Origin of the sequence: Candidatus Xianfuyuplasma coldseepsis, assembly GCF_014023125.1 — a bacterium.
Taxonomy (GTDB): Bacteria; Bacillota_I; Bacilli_A; order Izemoplasmatales; family Izemoplasmataceae; genus Xianfuyuplasma; species Xianfuyuplasma coldseepsis.
Genome location: NZ_CP048914.1, coordinates 1,424,383 through 1,442,941, shown reverse-complemented (window position 1 = coordinate 1,442,941; position 18,559 = coordinate 1,424,383). Strand labels below are relative to the sequence as shown.

The 18,559-nt window shown below is 38.7% G+C and carries 18 protein-coding genes; 3 read left to right on the top strand and 15 right to left on the bottom strand.

From position 1 onward, the window contains the following. The first annotated feature begins 88 nt into the window (after window positions 1-88). Entirely contained in the window at window positions 89-688 is a 600-nt protein-coding gene (locus G4Z02_RS06970) for a guanylate kinase (protein ID WP_258877291.1), read from the top strand. 1 nt (window position 689) lies between these two features. On the opposite strand, the gene G4Z02_RS06965 is transcribed toward G4Z02_RS06970, so the two are convergent. The 9 genes from G4Z02_RS06965 to G4Z02_RS09605 form a co-directional block, all read right to left on the bottom strand. Continuing rightward, window positions 690-2,414 carry an NADH-dependent [FeFe] hydrogenase, group A6 gene (locus G4Z02_RS06965; protein ID WP_258877290.1) on the bottom strand — a complete coding sequence of 575 codons (1,725 nt, stop codon included), beginning with the start codon at window positions 2,412-2,414 and terminating at the stop codon, window positions 690-692. Next, window positions 2,411-3,676 carry a complex I 51 kDa subunit family protein gene (locus tag G4Z02_RS06960; RefSeq protein ID WP_258877289.1) on the bottom strand — a complete coding sequence of 422 codons (1,266 nt, stop codon included), beginning with the start codon at window positions 3,674-3,676 and terminating at the stop codon, window positions 2,411-2,413. The genes G4Z02_RS06965 and G4Z02_RS06960 overlap by 4 nt, the downstream gene beginning before the upstream one ends. Continuing rightward, entirely contained in the window at window positions 3,660-4,133 is a 474-nt protein-coding gene (locus tag G4Z02_RS06955; RefSeq protein ID WP_258877288.1) for an NADH-quinone oxidoreductase subunit NuoE family protein, read from the bottom strand. The genes G4Z02_RS06960 and G4Z02_RS06955 overlap by 17 nt, the downstream gene beginning before the upstream one ends. Window positions 4,134-4,387: 254 nt before the next feature. Further along, window positions 4,388-5,065, bottom strand: coding sequence for a response regulator transcription factor (locus G4Z02_RS06950; RefSeq protein WP_258877285.1), 678 nt, complete (start codon window positions 5,063-5,065; stop codon window positions 4,388-4,390). Between the two features lie 101 nt (window positions 5,066-5,166). Continuing rightward, window positions 5,167-6,465 (bottom strand): cation:proton antiporter, encoded by a 1,299-nt coding sequence (locus tag G4Z02_RS06945; RefSeq protein WP_258877284.1) that lies wholly within the window; start codon window positions 6,463-6,465, stop codon window positions 5,167-5,169. Between the two features lie 140 nt (window positions 6,466-6,605). Beyond that, window positions 6,606-7,619 (bottom strand): CorA family divalent cation transporter, encoded by a 1,014-nt coding sequence (locus G4Z02_RS06940; RefSeq protein WP_258877283.1) that lies wholly within the window; start codon window positions 7,617-7,619, stop codon window positions 6,606-6,608. 9 nt (window positions 7,620-7,628) lie between these two features. Further along, on the bottom strand, window positions 7,629-8,858 hold the full coding sequence (locus G4Z02_RS06935) for a hypothetical protein (RefSeq protein ID WP_258877282.1): 1,230 nt from the start codon (window positions 8,856-8,858) through the stop codon (window positions 7,629-7,631). A gap of 78 nt (window positions 8,859-8,936) precedes the next feature. Then, window positions 8,937-10,103: an iron-containing alcohol dehydrogenase gene (locus tag G4Z02_RS06930; RefSeq protein WP_258877281.1), complete on the bottom strand. Its 1,167-nt coding sequence runs from the start codon at window positions 10,101-10,103 to the stop codon at window positions 8,937-8,939. Between the two features lie 54 nt (window positions 10,104-10,157). Beyond that, window positions 10,158-11,003 (bottom strand): Rho termination factor N-terminal domain-containing protein, encoded by an 846-nt coding sequence (locus tag G4Z02_RS09605; protein WP_309544571.1) that lies wholly within the window; start codon window positions 11,001-11,003, stop codon window positions 10,158-10,160. Between the two features lie 162 nt (window positions 11,004-11,165). Between G4Z02_RS09605 and clpB the strand changes: the two genes are divergently transcribed. Next, the gene (gene clpB / locus G4Z02_RS06920) at window positions 11,166-13,754 is read left to right on the top strand and encodes an ATP-dependent chaperone ClpB (RefSeq protein ID WP_258877280.1); all 2,589 of its coding nucleotides are present in this window, start codon (window positions 11,166-11,168) and stop codon (window positions 13,752-13,754) included. Window positions 13,755-13,770: 16 nt separating this feature from the next. On the opposite strand, the gene G4Z02_RS06915 is transcribed toward clpB, so the two are convergent. The 4 genes from G4Z02_RS06915 to G4Z02_RS06900 all read right to left on the bottom strand — a co-directional run bounded on the left by G4Z02_RS06915 (window position 13,771) and on the right by G4Z02_RS06900 (window position 17,022). Continuing rightward, complete coding sequence (locus tag G4Z02_RS06915; protein WP_258877279.1) at window positions 13,771-14,898, bottom strand: carbohydrate kinase family protein; 1,128 nt, start codon at window positions 14,896-14,898, stop codon at window positions 13,771-13,773. Between the two features lie 88 nt (window positions 14,899-14,986). Then, window positions 14,987-15,556, bottom strand: a complete 570-nt coding sequence (locus G4Z02_RS06910; RefSeq protein ID WP_258877278.1) for a chromate transporter — start codon at window positions 15,554-15,556, stop codon at window positions 14,987-14,989. Between the two features lie 90 nt (window positions 15,557-15,646). Continuing rightward, on the bottom strand, window positions 15,647-16,396 hold the full coding sequence (locus G4Z02_RS06905; protein WP_258877277.1) for a DUF92 domain-containing protein: 750 nt from the start codon (window positions 16,394-16,396) through the stop codon (window positions 15,647-15,649). A gap of 8 nt (window positions 16,397-16,404) precedes the next feature. Further along, entirely contained in the window at window positions 16,405-17,022 is a 618-nt protein-coding gene (locus tag G4Z02_RS06900) for a diacylglycerol/polyprenol kinase family protein (protein ID WP_258877276.1), read from the bottom strand. Window positions 17,023-17,176: 154 nt separating this feature from the next. Here G4Z02_RS06900 and G4Z02_RS06895 point away from each other — a divergent pair, with 154 nt between their 5' ends. Continuing rightward, window positions 17,177-17,518 carry a DUF5684 domain-containing protein gene (locus G4Z02_RS06895; RefSeq protein WP_258877275.1) on the top strand — a complete coding sequence of 114 codons (342 nt, stop codon included), beginning with the start codon at window positions 17,177-17,179 and terminating at the stop codon, window positions 17,516-17,518. Window positions 17,519-17,556: 38 nt separating this feature from the next. On the opposite strand, the gene G4Z02_RS06890 is transcribed toward G4Z02_RS06895, so the two are convergent. Continuing rightward, the gene (locus tag G4Z02_RS06890) at window positions 17,557-17,982 is read right to left on the bottom strand and encodes a hypothetical protein (protein ID WP_258877274.1); all 426 of its coding nucleotides are present in this window, start codon (window positions 17,980-17,982) and stop codon (window positions 17,557-17,559) included. Continuing rightward, on the bottom strand, window positions 17,979-18,548 hold the full coding sequence (locus G4Z02_RS06885) for an NUDIX hydrolase (protein WP_258877273.1): 570 nt from the start codon (window positions 18,546-18,548) through the stop codon (window positions 17,979-17,981). Before G4Z02_RS06885 ends, G4Z02_RS06890 begins: the two co-directional genes overlap by 4 nt. Window positions 18,549-18,559: the final 11 nt, after the last annotated feature.

The window sequence follows — 18,559 nt, the reverse complement described above, 5'->3', positions numbered from 1 at the left end:
TATAACACAATGAGCTGTAAAATCTTCTATATCATTTTTCCTCAATTTTGGGTATAATGGTTTATAGATATTCTTAGGAGTGATGACAATGCTGATACTAGTTGGCGCAAGCGCCAGTGGAAAAACGGATATTGCAAAAATCCTGATTCGCGATTACGGATTTCAAAAAATGGTAACGACGACTTCTCGACGACCTCGTAAAGGAGAGGAGAACCATGTGGATTATCATTTCATTAGTAAAAAAGTATTTGAAAACCGTATTGCTAAGGATCGCTTCTTAGAGTATGTTCAATACAACAATCACTATTACGGAACCCCTAAAAAAGGCGCTACCAAAGACAAGGTATTGATTGTCGATCCCGAAGGGGCAAACAGCATCTACGATAAAGAATTACCCGATATTGTCATTATCCTTTTAGAAACCGCTGAAGAGATTCGCAAAGAACGAATGTTGGAACGAGGTGACACCTTGATTCAAATCATTGATCGTCTTGAAAAAGACAATGCCCACTTTGACAAATCACAACTACATCACATCGATTTCATTGTCAATACAACCGAAGGTACTCAAGACGAACTAGCAGAAAAGATTAACGATTTGTACCATCATGTGATTGATCAAGAGAATCAAATGAGTATCTTTGATGTATTACGCACCGATGAAAAGAATAATAAAGAACGTGAATGAATCACGTTCTTTTTTTACGGTACTGATAGTCGGTATGTAATAATTTATGAGCAATATGAGAGTTGGGTTGTTGCAGATATTCCTCATACAACTTGTGAATATCTGGATTTTGATGACTCTTTCGATAAATCATATTCCCATCGACAATATATGTTGATGCAAGTCGGTGTTCGCGAACTTCATTGGTCGTTCCATAGGGTTGGCCGCCACCACCGATGCATCCACCTGGACAAGCCATAATTTCAATAAAGGTATAGGGTGATTTTCCAGCGATGACTTCCTCAATCAACTTCCGTGCATTGCTGAGTGAATGCGATACAGCAACCTTTACCGTGGTTCCGGCTAAGTTCACTTCCGCTTCTTTCAGACCATCCATCCCTCGAACACTATTGAAAACAATGTCTTCAAGCGGTCGTTCATTGACAATTTCATAGACCGTACGAAGTGCTGCTTCTGTGACACCACCACTTGCTCCAAAGAGTGCGGCAGCTCCCGTTGTTATTCCAAATGGAGAATCGAATTCAACTTCTGGTAAGCGATTGACATCAATTCCCATTTGACGGAACATTTTCCCAAGTTCTCTTGTGGTGATAACAACATCGACGTCAGGATGTTTCCCATCCACAGAAAATTCTTCTCTCGTAGCCTCATATTTTTTAGCCGTGCACGGCATTACCGATACGACATAGATATCTTCAGGATCCATGTTGGTTTTGGTCGCATAGTACGATTTTGCCAACGTACCAAACATCTGTTGAGGCGACTTACAACTACTAATATGGGGTAGAATTTCAGGAAATTCTTGCTCAGCCATATTGATCCAACCTGGACAACACGACGTCATCAGTGGTAGAGTTCCACCGTTATTGATTCGTGATATTAGTTCCGTTCCCTCTTCCATGATCGTTAAATCAGCAGTGAAATTTGTATCATAAACATGATTAAATCCTAAATGTTTCATTGCTGCAACCAGTTTTCCATTACTAATTAGTCCGGATTCAAGACCGATTTCTTCACCAATTGATACACGAACTGCAGGAGCAATTTGAACCATCACGTGTTTCGTTGGATCATGCAATTTTTCCCACACAAGATTGGTATTATCCTTCTCGATGATCGCTCCTACTGGACAAACATTTGCACATTGACCACAGAATGAACAAGATTGATCATTTAGCGGTAACCCAAATGCCGGAGAGATATCCATATCATGTCCTCGACCCATTCGTTCTAAGACATGCATCCCTTGCACATGTTGACAGACATCGACACAACGACCACACTTAATACACCGATTGGGATTACGGACAATACTCGGATTCTGATCATCAATATCTTTGTATTCCAAGACATTATCAAAACGACTCGTATCAATCCCGAGATTTTTGGATAGTTGTTGTAATTCACAGTTCATATTTCTGGTACAAGACGTACAATTCACATCATGATTAGCTAATATAAGTTCCGTAACCGTTTTTCTCGAATTCAATACGCGTGGTGAATTTGTTTTTATCATCATCCCATCACGAATCGGTGTTGAGCAAGAGGTCTTTAGCCCACGATACCCATCAATCTCAACAACACATATTCGGCAATCGCTATTGATGTGTAAATCGGGATAATGACATAATGTAGGAATGTTTATGTTGTATTTCTTAGCTGCTTCTAAAATTGTTGTACCTTCCTCTACGACAACATCAATATGATTTATTTTTGCATGAATCATGCTTGACCACCTCGTTTTCTATAGGCAATTCGACGATTGTATTCCTCGGGGAAGAATTCCATGGTTGACAATATACAAGTCGGTGATGTTTGCCCAAGTCCGCAAAGTGTTGTGTCATGAATTACTTGTGCTAACGACCGAAGTGTATCATAATCTTTTTGCGACGCTTCATTGATAATGAATTTTTCAATCAACTTCACAAGCTGAATATGACCTTCGCGGCATGGTGTGCATTTTCCACATGATTCATGGGCAAAGAACTCCATATTTCGATGAATGATGTCAAACAAATCATGACTGTCGTCCATAACAATAATGGCTCCGGCACCCATTTTAGAATCAAAGATCTGGAATCGTTCATTGTCAATATCCATATCCAATAACTCATCTGGGATAATTGCCCCGCAGGCACCCCCTAATTGTACCATTTTAATCGCTCGATGATTCGGTGTTCCCCCACCAAGTTTAAATATAACATCACGAATGGTCGTTCCATAAGGAACTTCATACAGTCCTTTATGTTTCACATTCCCCGACAAACTGATCAGTTTCGTACCGGATGCAAAATCACTTCCGATTTGACGATACGCGTCGCCCCCAATTCGTACAATAAATGGTAAGTTACAAAATGTTTCGACATTATTGATTAATGTTGGGTAACTGAAGTATCCTTCTTGAGCAGGATATGGTGGTTTTACACGAGTTCTTCCTGGTTTTCCTTCTAGTGACTCAATCAAGGCAAACTCTTCACCACATACATATGCTCCCGCACCTTGACGAATTGTGATATCAAATGAAAATGCGGATTGTAATATATGTGTCCCAAGATAATGATGTTTACGTGATTCATCAATCGCATTCTGGATTCGTTTTATGGACGTTTGATATTCACCACGAATATAGATAAATCCTTCTTGAGCTCCGGTCGCATAGGCACTAATGCACATTCCTTCAATCACTTGAAAGGGATCCTTCTCCATCAAATATCGATCTTTGAAATTACCTGGTTCTCCTTCATCAGCGTTGCAGACAATATATTTCTTTCCTGTTTCCGCCGCAAAACTATCCATCTTAATGCTCGTTAAAAATCCAGCACCCCCACGACCGGTGAGTCTTGATGCACGAATTTCATCGCGAACTTCTGAGGGAGTCATTTTCAATGCCTTTTCTAACATTGAAAAGCCATCAAGAGCTAAAAAGTCCTGAATCTGTTCTGGATTTATTTGATCAAATCGTTTTGTCAGTTCACGTCGTTCTACCATTTGCATCACCTCGCAATGTATGAATAATATCAAGTACTTTTTCTTTGGTTAGGTTGGTATATATTTCATGATTAATTCGCATTGCTGGTGCCTCATCACAACAACCAATACATGCGGTTTGTTCCAAAGAGAACCGTCCACAGTTTGTTGTTTGGCCTAGAACAATGCCTAGTTCTTCTTCAATGGTTAATACAACATTGAAATCATCATTGATATAGCACGGTACGTCTTTACAGACTTGAATTACGTATTCGCCACGTGGTTGAGTTGAAAGCAACGTATAAAAACTCATCACGCTACAAACATGACTCTCTTTCACCTTCACGTAGGAGGCAATTTCATTAATTTCTTCGGCACTGATATAATGATGTTTCTTTTGTTGGTCGACAGCAATCAACATCTCCAGTAAATACTCACTTTTTGCTGGGTAGGATTGTATGATTTGTTGGATACTCATAATCGTCCTCCTTCTTGTTTTTGTAGTCCCACTATTATTATAGGTAAACTAGTTTCATTTTGAAACCATTTTTTATTTAGAAAACAAACATTTAAAAAACATCATTCAAGACCTTAGTTAAGGCCTTAAATGATGTTTATTATTAGATTTTTTTTATTTTTTTAATTACAAACGCTTTCATCAAGAAGAAATAGATTGAAATGATACTACAATAATTACTTTTATCGCCATAAATTTACACACTTCATGGATTATCAATCCCGTGTTATTTGTAGTGAATATCCACGATTACGCGTTGTTTTAATTACAATATTCGCCTCAATCGATCGAAGTTTTTTACGGAGAAACGAGATGTACACCTCAACATTATTTTCATCCACCGTAGAGTGCTCGCCCCACAGAGCTTGCATGATTTGTCGTTTGGATACGATCCTATTTTGATTTAACGACAAGAGATGTAGTAACTGCCACTCCAAGTTTGTGAGTGAAGTAGATTTGTGTTGATGAAACAACTCACCCGTGATGCGATTGCATTCAACATTCCCGATGCGTACAATCGATTCATCGTCATCTTTTTGTAGTCTACGTCGTAATGCATGAACGTGGGCTAACACTGCCTCGATGGTACATGGTGTTACAACGTAAACGTCTTGAAATTCGTCTTGTACATGAATGATTTCAGGAGTGGGCTTTAACGTATAAAGAATAATCGGTGAATGATGGTTCTCTTGACGTACGCGACGAATAATGTCTTCACCATTCATTGTTGGTACATGATTGTTTATGAGGATAACATCATACAGACCACTAATTAGATAGTGGTATCCGTCCATCCCATCAAATACCGCATCCACTCGATAGAGATTATGTGGTAAACTGCCAATAATCAAATCATGAAAATGATGATTGTGTTCAACCAATAGAACCCGCATCAAAATCACTCCTTTCCCAAGATTTCATTGTAACGTTCATTATTATTATATCATTAAATGGGATTACCACTATATATAAAAAACACTTCTGCGAAGTGTCTTTATATTAAATGAGCATGTGATGTATGATCATCTTCGGTAATTTCATTGGCTTTTCGGAACGCCCATTTAACAATAATTTCACCAAAGATTTTATAGAGTACAACCGCTCCAAGAACAACCGTAAGAATCGTCGAACCAACATTGGTATACACATCATTACCCGTTTCTGTAGCAAGTTGGATGAAACGGATTTCGGCCAAGATTGCCATATCAATCGCGACACCACCCTGAGGAATTAAAGCTGGACCCAAATACTTACGTACTTTGGCCTCTTCACCCAGTATGGATGTTGCCATCAAAGTACCGAGTAATTTACCAGCAACACGTACCAATACGTAGATGATTCCAATGATTTCAAGCGTTGATAAAATTGCGATATCGAGTTCTGCTCCACTCAGTGTAAAAAATACGAGCAAAATCGGTAAGATGAGGTTATCACTGATCCTTCGTACCCGGTCGCGCATATCAAAACTCAGTTTATTCGACAATACCGTCCCAATCATCATTGGTAAGAGAATCGTTGATGTTTCAAACATGTAGGAAAATCCAATTCCAAACAAGAGCCCTACGACAATGATGAGAAAAATTGTTATTGCATCGCCTTTATTGAAATACGTCAATAACCATTCCACAGCAAATCCAATAATCCCACCAATCAGAATACTAAGACCAATTTCGAGTAACGGTTCCCCGAGTAAAATACCAAAGGTCATTTCCTGGCCGGTATGACCAGCAAGGTATACACTAATTGGTAACACAAGTGCAAACAAGATGACTCCAAAGACATCATCGAGGGCAATCATCGGACAAAGCAACTGTGTTAACCGTCCCTTGGTGTGATAACTACGAATACAAGCGACAATTGGTGCCGGTGTTGTAACACTGGCAATTGCCCCAAAAATCAAAGCATAGGTCCATGCGAACTCATTGACAACTAAGAGAATGGTACCGCCCACAAGGAAGAAGGTAAACAATGCCTGAAACAAAGTGACAAACAACACTTCATTACGGTTGTATTTCAACATCTTGAAATTTACTTCAAGACCCACATTATATCCAATAAATCCCAATCCTAAAATTTTCAATGCTTTAAAATCCGCAATGATTTCCGCATTAAATAAATTCAATAAGTTTGGACCGAAGATCATCCCGATAATAATATACCCTGTAACGCGTGGTAAATGCGCCAACTCGGCTAGTTTACCACCAATAATACCAATGGTAACAAGCAGGGCGATGTCAATAAACAAATTGGAATGGATGTCTTCAAAAACAAAAAACAAACTCAGTAAATTCATGATGTTCCTCCTTGTTTTGAATTCATAGATGTCATCTATTCTATAGTACATAACGCAGCTGTCTCATGCGCCTACAATCCTATTATACAACATTGTTGAAAATATAAACTAGTTTTCCAAAAATTACTAGTACTCTTGTTTTAGAACCACTTCTTCACTTTGAAATACACCAACATAATCGTTGGGATTAAAACACAAATCAAGATGAAATAAATCAACCCGTATTGATTTGTTAAAATCGGGAAATTGGTAAAGTTCATCCCGAATACACCCGCAATAAAACTAAGTGGAATAAAAATTGCACTAAATATCGTCAATAATGTCATGATTTTATTCATCTTATTCGACATGTTATTCATATACACATCTAGAAGGTGTTTGGCATTGTCCAGCAAACTTAACACCCGTGCATTAATATTTAATAAATGGTCATATACATCATCGTAGAATTTATGCGTTTGGGAACTAAAATACGATTCCTTCAACACCACTTCTTTAATATTATTCATCATTAATTGACTGGTCATACTTCGTAAGAATATAAGTTCTTTACGGATATTATATAATCGAATTTGATCCTTTTCATCAAGTTCCAATACCGATTCCTCGACAACATCCAGTCGGGCATCTAATACGTGCAAGACATCCATCGATTCATCCACAATCATATCAAACAAGACATAGAATAAATAGTCATGATCAAAATGACGGATTAATGATTTGGTGTGTTGAATCCGCTCATGAACTTGCTCGATGAATAAATTCTTTTGTTCACTGAACGTTAAGAAGACATTATGAAACAAGACCATCGATATATAGTCATGTTGAATGATATCGTCACGCACATACGCGTACTTTATAACGGTAAAAATATAACCGTCATGAATCTCAATTTTGGTCCGTTGATTCACATGTAAAATATCCTCAATCACCAAGGGATCCATTTGAAATGATTCACAGAGTTCTTTCACTTTTGATTCCGTGGATAACCCTTCCACCGCAATCCAGTCGACAACATCGTCCTGAAGTGGTTGAACCGACTCAAACACATCATATGTTTTGGCATTGTATTTCATATGTTGAATCACGGTTTCTTTGGTCGAATCACCCGTATACATTAACGTTCCTGGAATGGCGTTACGTTTTGATTTCATACAGACCTCCTACTTTACCACAAGACTACGAAGTTCGTGATCCTTGGTTTTGTACATAATGATAAATTGATGTTTCTTCGAATCAAAGTTAATTAAAAATAAATACATATAGCGTTGATTCAACCGTTTAAAATAGGCTGTTGCAATCGATTTTAAATTCTTTGGTTGTAATGACTTGATATCCAACCCCAACAATTTACGTTCAGAATAATTGTTCTGAATCACTTCAAAATCAACATCATGCGCATCCTCTAAACTGTTGGAAAAATAGTAATCACTAATGAAATAAGAATGTAGCAATGACACAATGTCTTCCCGGTAATCATCGGGAACGGTTCCAATTTCAACATCAGCATTTTCCGCATCCATTAAGTATTCGTGTAAACACTTCTCGACATTCTTACGAATCGATATAACATTGGAAAATATTTTCTTTTGAACAAACTGATTGTTCAATTTTTCATAGACATCTTTCAATTCCAGAATCTTCGCATATTTATTATAGTCGACAATCGTCTCCGTATAATTATGGATGACATTATTTCGATGGAAGATGATTTCTTTAAACGTATCGTAGTGTTCCTGTAGTTCCGGAAAATCCTTCGATAGATTATCAACAATATCATAAAGCGGTAAGGTATCGACCATCTCATTATCATTTTCATTAGAGATAAAATCCTTCACCGTCGACTCCAGTTCCAAATATTCCGTGATAAATGTATCAAGCGATACGGTTTGTTGATTCGGATCCATCGTTGATGTCGTATCAAACTCTTTGAGAATTTCACGCACCTTGTTTGGATCAAACAACCGATAAATATAGAGTGCGATTAACCCAATTCCTTCGACTGTTAACAGCGCAATAATCAATGAGAAATACGAGTTTGTCTCATTGAACAAACTCAACAAATTCACGATAATAACAACCAAACTATAGATGATCACAGTCATCATTTCATAATAGACATCTCGTTTCAACCGCTCAACAATATACGAGTCATAATCATCACTTTTTTCATTGTCCAGATTGTTGATGTAATACCCATAGGAGATTGGTAACAACGCAATCAGTGCAGCTAGTGTTTGCATCGAGGAACTAAATATCCACGTTGCATTTGTATCCACTAATATTGGCTGAATAAAAAAGCGGATGGTAACAAAGATAGCAACAAGTAAAATCGTCAAAATGATGTTGTATCGATTGGTTAAGAATTTCAATGCTTGACGGAAAAACGTCATACATACACCTACTTTCTACTAGTTCTATTATATCACTCTATGTTAAAAAAACACAAAAAAAAGACGGATTACCCGTCTCTACAATGCGTTTGTGTATATGGTAAGAATATCGTTTCGATCCAACGTCACAAAATTCCCAATCGTAATCGTTCCGCTTTTCGATACCAAATCTGCCATTTGTGGCAACTGGTCTTTGGTAATTCCCACCTCACGCAGTGACATCTTCATTCCCATCTCACGATAAAAAGCTTCGAGAAAATCAATCCCTGTTCTCGCCATGGTTTCTAAGTCATCCGAATACGGTACATCAAAGACTTTATTGGCAAACATCGCAAACCGTTCAACATCATGATCCATCACATAGCGCATCCAAACCGGATACAAAATCGCGAGTCCATGTCCGTGAGATATCCCACTTACTTGGGTAATCTCATATTCCATGTTGTGACACGCCCAGTCTTCGATGCGACCGACACCTAAGGATCCATTATGGGCCAATGCCCCCGCCAACATAATCTCGGCTCGTGCATCATAGTTTGTGGGGTTGTTCATGACGATTCGTCCTTGTTCAATCACTGTACGAATCAATCCCTCACTCATCCGATCAATTAACGAAACATGACTTGTGTTAGTAAAATAGCGCTCAATGACATGACCGATCATATCGATGACACCACTTGCTGTTTGATACGGTGGTAACGTCATCGTAATCTCTGGATTCATAACTGCAAATACCGGCCGTAAAATATCAAATCGACAAGCCCGTTTTAACCCTGCTTTGTAATTGGTAATAACGGTCGCAATACTACTTTCACTACCGGCAGCAGGAATCGTTAGCACGGTTCCAATCGGAAGAGCCTGTTTAGGCACAACACCTTTGACGTAAAAATCCCACACATCATGTGGATAATACACACCCATAGCAATGGCTTTGGCACTGTCAATAACACTCCCACCACCGACGGCTAAAATGAAATCAACGTGTTCTTTCTTACACAACTTAATTCCTTCATAGACCAACTCCAAACTCGGATTGGCAATGACACCACCGAGTTCGACATAGGCAACATCAGCCGCTTGTAAACTACGAATAATGCGATCGTATAACCCATATTGTTTAATGCTTCTAGACCCATAGTGAAGCAATATTTTTTTACCATACTTTTTCGTCAGTTCACCGACTTGTTCTTCCACTAGTTTACCAAACACCATTTTCGTTGGATTTTGATATGTAAAATTAATCATCGAATCACCTCATACAAGGAAAAGAGAATGCTACAGCATACTCTTTTCGTTTTATTATTTTTTTAACACGTCAATTAATTCTGCTTTTGTCATTGACGAATACCCGGTTAATCCTTTTTCCTTTGCTAGTTCCTTCAACTGAACCACTGTTTTTGAAGATAAGTCATCCTTCGGTTCTTTGGTAACTTCTTTTTTTGGTTCTGGTTTCGTTGCTTCCTTTAAGACCGGTTTGATATCTTTTTCAACTTCTTTGATTTGCTTTTTAATATCTTCAATCTCTTCACTTGTCTTTTGGGCTTCACGAAGTTCTTTCTCTTCTTCTTTGTGTTTTTTCTTAAGATTTTTCATCTGTGTCTCATTCAGTTTTTCTTGAAGTTCTTCAACCTTTTCTTTATTGACAAGCGTCACAATTCCTTTTTGGAGGAAAATGGCACCAATCACCAAGGATAAGAAACTCAACGCGTATACCATTATATCGACACTACTGATTTGTGCGAACATAAAGAACGCACCCACGGTCACATACCCAATATTAAAGATATATTGTGTCAAGTCAACCTTTCTCGTTGTTACATAGTTAATGATCAAATAGGATACCCCACGGGTATAGATGATCAAACCCATAAATAAGTCAACCCGATCATCAAAATAAATCATTAATGCGACAAAGGCAACATCTAAAATCATCTCAATAATTAGAATCAATGTGGCATACTTACTAACCACTTTTTTAAAGGTAAATACAAATCGTTTTACCGATAGTAATAGCAAAATCGCTCCAATAAAATATGGTAAGAAGTCTTCAAACCACCCTAAAAAATAACCTAAGAACGCGACAAGAACTAATATTCCACCAACAACAATATTCAAAATATGATTCTTAAAAACTAATTTTTCCATGCGTCACCATCCTTTTCTCTATAGTTCTATTATAAGAGATTCACAATTTTATCGCAACAATAAGGGTTATATATTGACATATGAGTCAAAAAGGAGTAAGATATAATTGATTTAGCACTCGTTATATCGGAGTGCTAACAATACGAACATAGGAGGGATATTATGGACATTAATTCCTTTACCAATCAATCCAAAAATATTATTAATAATGCCTTCGATACGGCAACCAGACAAAATCATCAACAAATCGAAGATGTCCATCTTCTTCAGGCGATGATTCAGCAACCAGACGGTCTCATTCCAACTCTACTTCAACACATGAACATCAATACATCCTCATTAACAGAGGCAATTAAATCCGAACTATCAAAAATACCACGTGTGACTGGTTCCACACAACAACCAACCTTATCACGACTCGCCAATCAAGTATTAATTGAGAGTGAGCACATCAAACAAACTTTCAAAGATGACTATGTTAGTGTCGAACACATATTTCTAGCACTACTGACATTTAATAAAACCCCATCTTTCAAAATTCTGCAGCAAGCAGGGATTCGCGAAGATGCCTTTTTAGAAGCACTTAAAAAAGTCCGAGGTAATCAACAAGTAAAAAGTGACAATCCCGAAGGAACCTATGAAGTCCTCACAAAATATGGACGGAATCTCGTGGAAATGGCGCGAGATGGAAAAATTGATCCGGTCATCGGTCGTGATGATGAGATTCGGCGCACGATTCGCATCTTATCCCGTCGCACGAAAAACAATCCCGTACTCATCGGAGAACCCGGCGTAGGAAAAACAGCGATTGTCGAAGGGTTGGCTCAACGTATGCTCAACCAAGATGTCCCCGAGGGATTGAAAGACAAAACCATCTTTGCCCTCGATATGGGCGCACTCATAGCCGGTGCGAAATATCGTGGCGAATTTGAAGAACGCCTCAAAGCCGTACTGGATGAAGTCCAAAAAAGCAACGGAAACATTCTCTTATTTATTGATGAGTTGCATAACATTGTTGGAGCTGGAAAAACCGAAGGTGCCATGGACGCATCAAACTTACTCAAACCACTTCTTGCCCGTGGTGAGTTGCACTGTATCGGCGCAACCACGCTAGATGAATACCGTAAATACATTGAAAAAGATGCTGCTCTAGAGCGTCGTTTTCAACCAGTACTTGTTGAAGAACCCTCCGTTGAGGATACCATCAGTATTCTTCGTGGAATCAAAGACAAGTTTGAAATCCACCACGGTGTCCGTATTACCGACAATGCCATCGTCGCCTGTGCAACACTATCCAATAAATACATCAGCGATCGGTTCTTACCCGATAAAGCCATTGATTTGATGGACGAAGCAGCCGCGATGATCAAAACAGAAATTGATTCCCATCCAGCTGTCATTGATGAAATCAGTCGGAAAATTATGCAACTAGAGATCGAACAACAATCCCTTAAAAAAGAAAAAGACGCTTTATCAAAAGAACGTCTTAGTGCTTTAAAATCAGAGCTAGCGGAATTGAAAGATAACGAAAAAGAACTTCGAGCTACATGGGAAAAAGAGAAGACTGTGATTTCAAACATCAAAGATGTCAAAGCTAAAATTGATGACGTCAAACAGCAAATCGAAACCGCTGAACGGCAGTATGACTTAGAGCAACTTGCTCGATTAAAACACGGCTCCTTACCTCAACTTGAATCGACACTCGAAGACCTCGTAAGCACCTCCGAGAACACAATGTTAAAGGAGGAAGTTACCGAAGATGAAATCGCCGACATCATCAGTAAATGGACAGGCATACCGGTCAGTAAATTGGTGGAAAGCGAACGTGAAAAACTCCTAAAATTAGACACTATTTTACACAAAACAGTCATCGGTCAAGATGAAGCTGTTACCGCTGTCGCAAACAGTGTCCTACGGACTAAAAGCGGACTAAAAGCACCCAACAAACCAATTGGTAGTTTCATTTTCCTTGGACCCACAGGTGTGGGTAAAACACATTTGGCAAAAACCTTATCGAAACAACTCTTTGATACCGAGAAAAATCTAATTCGGATTGACATGAGCGAGTATCAAGAGCGTCATACCGTTGCCCGTTTAATCGGTGCTCCACCCGGATACATTGGGTACGATGAAGGGGGACAACTTACCGAAGCGGTCCGCCGCAAACCCTATAGTGTCATTTTGTTCGATGAAATCGAAAAAGCACATCCCGAAGTATTTAACACACTATTACAACTACTGGATGATGGTCGTCTTACCGACGCCAAAGGACGCACTGTTGACTTTAAAAACACAATTATTATTATGACATCCAATATTGGTAGCGAGTTTCTTCTTGATGGTATATCCGACGATGGTACGATAACAACCGATGCAAGACAACAAGTCGAACGGCGTTTAAAACAAACATTCAAGCCAGAATTTCTCAACCGAATTGATGATATTGTGATGTTTAAACCTTTGTCAAGATCAGAAATCCTGGCGATTATTGATCTGGAACTAGCCGATTTAAACCGTAAGTTACAAGAACAACAATTTCATCTCGAGGTAGATATACAAGCCAAACAATACATCATGAATCATGCCTATGATATCCATTATGGAGCTCGCCCAATGAAACGATACATTGAACGATACATCGAAGTCCCCATCAGTAAGTTAATTATCGAAGGACAGATTCTCCCTCAAAACATTGTTCACGTATCGATTCAACAAGATGATATCGCATTTGATATTGAAAAAAAATCCTAGGAATCCTAGGATTTTTCTATATCGTATTATTGGCCCAATCATTCATGAATACAATCAACTCATCAAATCGGGGACTGCGGGCATTTCGAACATAAAAACCACTCGTAGACATGCCACATAACAGTGCTTCATCCGGTGTCACGCCCAGTAACATACCAAGCATGAATCCGGCATTAAAGTTATCTCCAGCACCGGTGGATAATTTCGGCTTCGCGATGTATGGCCCTAGTTCTTCGTAAAACACACCATCGACAACACAACATGAGCGATCAACCGGGTGAATCACGACAGCACCAATCTCCAAAAATTCATAGAGTGCTTGATTCAAATCTTCCAAGGAAATCTGCATGTTTTCCAAACTGGTTTTATCAAACAATTCCAAGACACCTGCAACATCATATGCTTCTTTTTTATTTAATCCAAGTACCACAACATAGTACTTAGAGAACTCTTTTAGCATCGACAAAAGTCTTTGTACTTCATCATCTTCACGTTTTTCTGGGTCGGCTAAATCGATAAACATATAGCGTGGTGTCGAGGATGCGGGGAGTTGTGGCAAGACATGTTCTAGCAGTTTCTTATAAATGTCCGTCATATTTGGTAGCATCGACCAGTTTACCGATGCAAATAAGTTCGCTTCACTTAATAATTGAATCAGTTTATCCAATCCAACTTCTTCAAGTAGTCGTTCGTATGTTACATCATTTAATGTCGACATTTTCCCAAGCAACAATTTTCCATCATCAAACTCCAAGGCATCGGTATGGCCATTGGTTGCGATACTATATAAATCCACTGCATCTTCCATGACACTAAACACATCATCAATCGTCGGGAATCCAAGTGCTCCAATATACGACATTGCTGGCTTATTTATCGCTAGGGCATTACACATAATTGGTCCATTGCCACCGATTTTTTTATACGTAGACACCAGTTCAATATTGGTTGATAACCCACTAGCTTTTTGAATCCGATCGGCTAATTGCGAAATCGTATCAACGCGTGTAAAATGTTCACTGTCCATTCGTTTATCGACAACATGAATAATCTCATCGACAAAACCATCAAATCCAATCACCATATTTAGTGTTGAAGGATCTTTCGTAATTAATTTTTGTGATAATTCAATCCGTTTATCCATTTTCTTACCTCGCTTTCCTATGCATCATTTCCATTATACATTATTTTTTTTAAAACCGATAAAAAAAAGAACAGATTCACCATCTGTTCTATCGTATAAATAGTCCACCAATTAATAGGGATACCATGATAATTAACGCCGGATGTACATTAAACGATGGCACCAGTTCATTCAGCAAGACAAGGATGGTCGCCACAGTGAAAAGGCCAAACACAATCCAAGTTCGACTGGTCGCAAAGTCCACACCACTAAATACACTCGACCGAGCCATACTAAATGCAACCCCTGCAATCAATACAACAACCACTGGCTTCGCTGCTGCTTGCATCCCTTTAACAAATGCTGTATCTTTATATTCTAAAAATAGTTGGAATAAGATTAAAATCGCCAGTGTACTCGGTAACAACATCCCAAGCAACGCTGCTGCCGCACCAATATATCCCCCTAAATCATATCCAATAATGACACTCATTTTTGTCGCAATTGGCCCCGGGAGCGTATTTCCCATCGCTAAATAATCTATAAACTGTTCTTCAGTTAACCACGCATGTTTTTCCACGACCTCTTCTTGGATGAGTGGAATCGTTGCTTGTCCTCCTCCAAATCCAAAGGTTCCGGTTTTCAAAAACGAGTAAAATATTTTCCATAATAAATCCATACGATTACCTCCATCTACTTACCACAATATTATACGACAGATTTCATAATATATCTAGTGGCAGAACAAAAAAAGACATCACAAGATGTCTTAAAGAACCAAGAATAGAAGATACACCACCGTGACAACAATCAGATTACTTAAGAAGTTGACAACACTATTCGTTAGATAGGGGATTCCTCGCGAGGACATCGCAACTTGATTTTGTTCAAGATGATTCACAATCACTTGATTATCCAGTTGATAGGTTCGTTGAATCGTCCCTAACAAACTATCAACAATGCTACCCAAAAAGCCTCCTGCAATAATGATCCAATGCAATTGATAGAATAACGAGATTACAATACTACCAGCTAAGGATGCGATAAAACCAATCCATGTCACGCCACCATCTTCCCCTGTTTGCAGTTGTTGTAAGGTTATGATGTGGCGTGGTTTGTGTGGTGACAACGTTCCAATTTCACTGGCCCATGTATCCGCTGTACTAATCGATAAACTGAGGAAAAAGAGTAACTGAAATCCCGCATTATTATCGATTGCATGCAAGACACTAAGGACCATCGCAATACCACCGTTGGCAAGCACTTGATACGCTGTTCTTGGTGAGTGTTTCTTCTCCTCTTTATGGAGTTTTGTGAAAAGTGAACTGCTGATAAAGAACACCAACATCGCACTCATAGATAGATACCCACCACAAACCGTTACAACGACCCCGAGAATCCATGCAGCAATCATTCCTGAAAGCGACAATGATTGTTTCACATACGCAAAAATCGAAATGCTGCTAGCAACAACCATTCCGATGATCAGTTCTGTCATATGTTCCGCAATAAACTCCATATATCCTCCTATAGCAAAAGCATCACAATATATAAAACAAGAGGAACACTTAAATTATCATATCCTCGAGGACTAAACAGTTCCACGAGCGTTGCGACCACCGCAACAATGACAACCATCCATACGGTGCTCAATAGAATAAAACCAATAATCAACGTAACGACAAACATTGTCATCGTTCCATAGACCGATTTATGATTAATCAATTGTTTTGAGGAGAATTTCAACCCCACAATCGCACTCAATCCGTCCCCATACGCCATGACTAGTATCGGTAACAGACTATACGCCCAAGCCCCTTCAATGAGATAATCCAGGAACACAACGACAAACAAGCTTATCGCATAATAGACAGTTCCAAGACTATTCCTTGTATCATCTTGTCGTTCCATTGCTGCAATCCAATGATAGCGATAACTGAGATAATTAAGAACAATAAAAGACGCTGGACCAATCAACGCAATAAGAAGATTATCAAACAACATATAAGCGAGAATAATCCAGTTACCAACACCTATATGAATAAATTTACGACTACCTTCATCGCTCAATAGACCAACCTTACCAAGTAATGCACTCACTCCAATCACTGCAAATACAAATCCATAGGAATACAGTAGTGCCATATCATCACCTCAATCTATCGTATACTAAATAACTACAAGATACTATACCATAATTTCATGAAATATTCATTATTTTCCAACGGATAATATGGTATAATAATACAAAACAACATCTATTACGATTCCCCGTAATAGAAACAAAGGAGATGACATAATGCCAGAATTTGGTGGGGGAAGTAGTTTTGTATCACTCGTAATTGCGGTTATAATGATCGTATCAATGTGGAAGTTATTTGAGAAAGCCGATTATCCTGGATGGGGAGCTATCATCCCAATCTATAATTTTTACATCCTTGTAAAAATTGCCGGATACAGTGGAATTTCGATGCTATTAATTTTTGTTCCAATCGTAAACATTGTTTATATAGTACTTGTCTATATCAATTTTGCGAAAGCATTTGGAAAAGATGGCGTATACGCCATCGGTTTGATTTTGCTCAGCTTTGTATTCTTCCCATTACTAGCGTTTGGTGATGACCAATACGTTGGTGTCTAATCACAACAAAAAAAACAGTTCAACATTGAACTGTTTTTTTATTCGTATAGATCTAAAATTATCGCTTGTTTTGGGTTGTATTTATTCACTCCAACACGTACCAATTCTCCTTCTAAAATCGCCAAGTTACGACATGTCGCCCGAGGCAAGGTACGTGTAATACGGTATTCAACGCCCTCATATTCATACGATACAACAACCCGATACTGATGGTCCCCATACCGTTCTTGTGTCATGACGAAGCCATCGACTTGATACTTCTTGTACATGGCCATCTTGTGGAGAAATGTTCGGATTATGATGATGACACCAATCAACCCACCTACTAATACGGCACCTGATATTCCGGCACCTATGTATTGTCCAGATTCTACAAACGTACCTAATGCGATAATCGACAATAATGAGATTACACTAAACAATATTGTCATTGGATTGAATCGTACTATCGATACTATTTTCATACTGATGTCCCTTCCCTGATTTGTTCAACTTTCTGAAATAATTTTGTATAGATTGGAATCATTCGTTCTTCATCAATAACGTCAAACACCTCATCCATCGAAAACCATTGGATGGCGGAGTGTTCTTCTGGATTTACAGCGGGTGTTTCCGTTTCATCTGCGACCAATAAATAGGTCACATTCAAATGAAGATGATCCGGTACAAACAACCCCTTCTTGATGTGGTTGGTAACATGAATGATATCCACCCCAAGAATCTCATCATTATATGGGCGAATATGTACTAATCCTGTTTCTTCATGCGCTTCTTTTAACGCGACACGCAAACAATCACCATCCCCATCATTATGGCCCCCAATCCAGCCATAGGAATCATAGATATTATGATGCGCAAACAAGACCTTGTCCAACGTTTCATTCACGACAATGGCACTACTTGTCACATGGGCAACCAAATTACTCCGATCAAGAGCATCCGCGTTCTTATCAATAAAATCCAGCATCGCTTGTTTGTCCATCATTTCTTGTTCATTCACCGGTTGATACTGACGTAATTTCTCGTACATAACATCACCTC

Excerpts from the sequence above, each read along its gene's own strand:
- G4Z02_RS06970 (WP_258877291.1), top strand. The coding sequence starts at position 89 with ATGCTGATACTAGTTGGCGCAAGCGCCAGTGGAAAAACGGATATTGCA.
- G4Z02_RS06965 (WP_258877290.1), bottom strand. The coding sequence starts at position 2,414 with ATGATTCATGCAAAAATAAATCATATTGATGTTGTCGTAGAGGAAGGT.
- G4Z02_RS06960 (WP_258877289.1), bottom strand. The coding sequence starts at position 3,676 with ATGGTAGAACGACGTGAACTGACAAAACGATTTGATCAAATAAATCCA.
- G4Z02_RS06955 (WP_258877288.1), bottom strand. The coding sequence starts at position 4,133 with ATGAGTATCCAACAAATCATACAATCCTACCCAGCAAAAAGTGAGTAT.
- G4Z02_RS06950 (WP_258877285.1), bottom strand. The coding sequence starts at position 5,065 with ATGCGGGTTCTATTGGTTGAACACAATCATCATTTTCATGATTTGATT.
- G4Z02_RS06945 (WP_258877284.1), bottom strand. The coding sequence starts at position 6,465 with ATGAATTTACTGAGTTTGTTTTTTGTTTTTGAAGACATCCATTCCAAT.
- G4Z02_RS06940 (WP_258877283.1), bottom strand. The coding sequence starts at position 7,619 with ATGAAATCAAAACGTAACGCCATTCCAGGAACGTTAATGTATACGGGT.
- G4Z02_RS06935 (WP_258877282.1), bottom strand. The coding sequence starts at position 8,858 with ATGACGTTTTTCCGTCAAGCATTGAAATTCTTAACCAATCGATACAAC.
- G4Z02_RS06930 (WP_258877281.1), bottom strand. The coding sequence starts at position 10,103 with ATGATTAATTTTACATATCAAAATCCAACGAAAATGGTGTTTGGTAAA.
- G4Z02_RS09605 (WP_309544571.1), bottom strand. The coding sequence starts at position 11,003 with ATGGAAAAATTAGTTTTTAAGAATCATATTTTGAATATTGTTGTTGGT.
- clpB (WP_258877280.1), top strand. The coding sequence starts at position 11,166 with ATGGACATTAATTCCTTTACCAATCAATCCAAAAATATTATTAATAAT.
- G4Z02_RS06915 (WP_258877279.1), bottom strand. The coding sequence starts at position 14,898 with ATGGATAAACGGATTGAATTATCACAAAAATTAATTACGAAAGATCCT.
- G4Z02_RS06910 (WP_258877278.1), bottom strand. The coding sequence starts at position 15,556 with ATGGATTTATTATGGAAAATATTTTACTCGTTTTTGAAAACCGGAACC.
- G4Z02_RS06905 (WP_258877277.1), bottom strand. The coding sequence starts at position 16,396 with ATGGAGTTTATTGCGGAACATATGACAGAACTGATCATCGGAATGGTT.
- G4Z02_RS06900 (WP_258877276.1), bottom strand. The coding sequence starts at position 17,022 with ATGGCACTACTGTATTCCTATGGATTTGTATTTGCAGTGATTGGAGTG.
- G4Z02_RS06895 (WP_258877275.1), top strand. The coding sequence starts at position 17,177 with ATGCCAGAATTTGGTGGGGGAAGTAGTTTTGTATCACTCGTAATTGCG.
- G4Z02_RS06890 (WP_258877274.1), bottom strand. The coding sequence starts at position 17,982 with ATGAAAATAGTATCGATAGTACGATTCAATCCAATGACAATATTGTTT.
- G4Z02_RS06885 (WP_258877273.1), bottom strand. The coding sequence starts at position 18,548 with ATGTACGAGAAATTACGTCAGTATCAACCGGTGAATGAACAAGAAATG.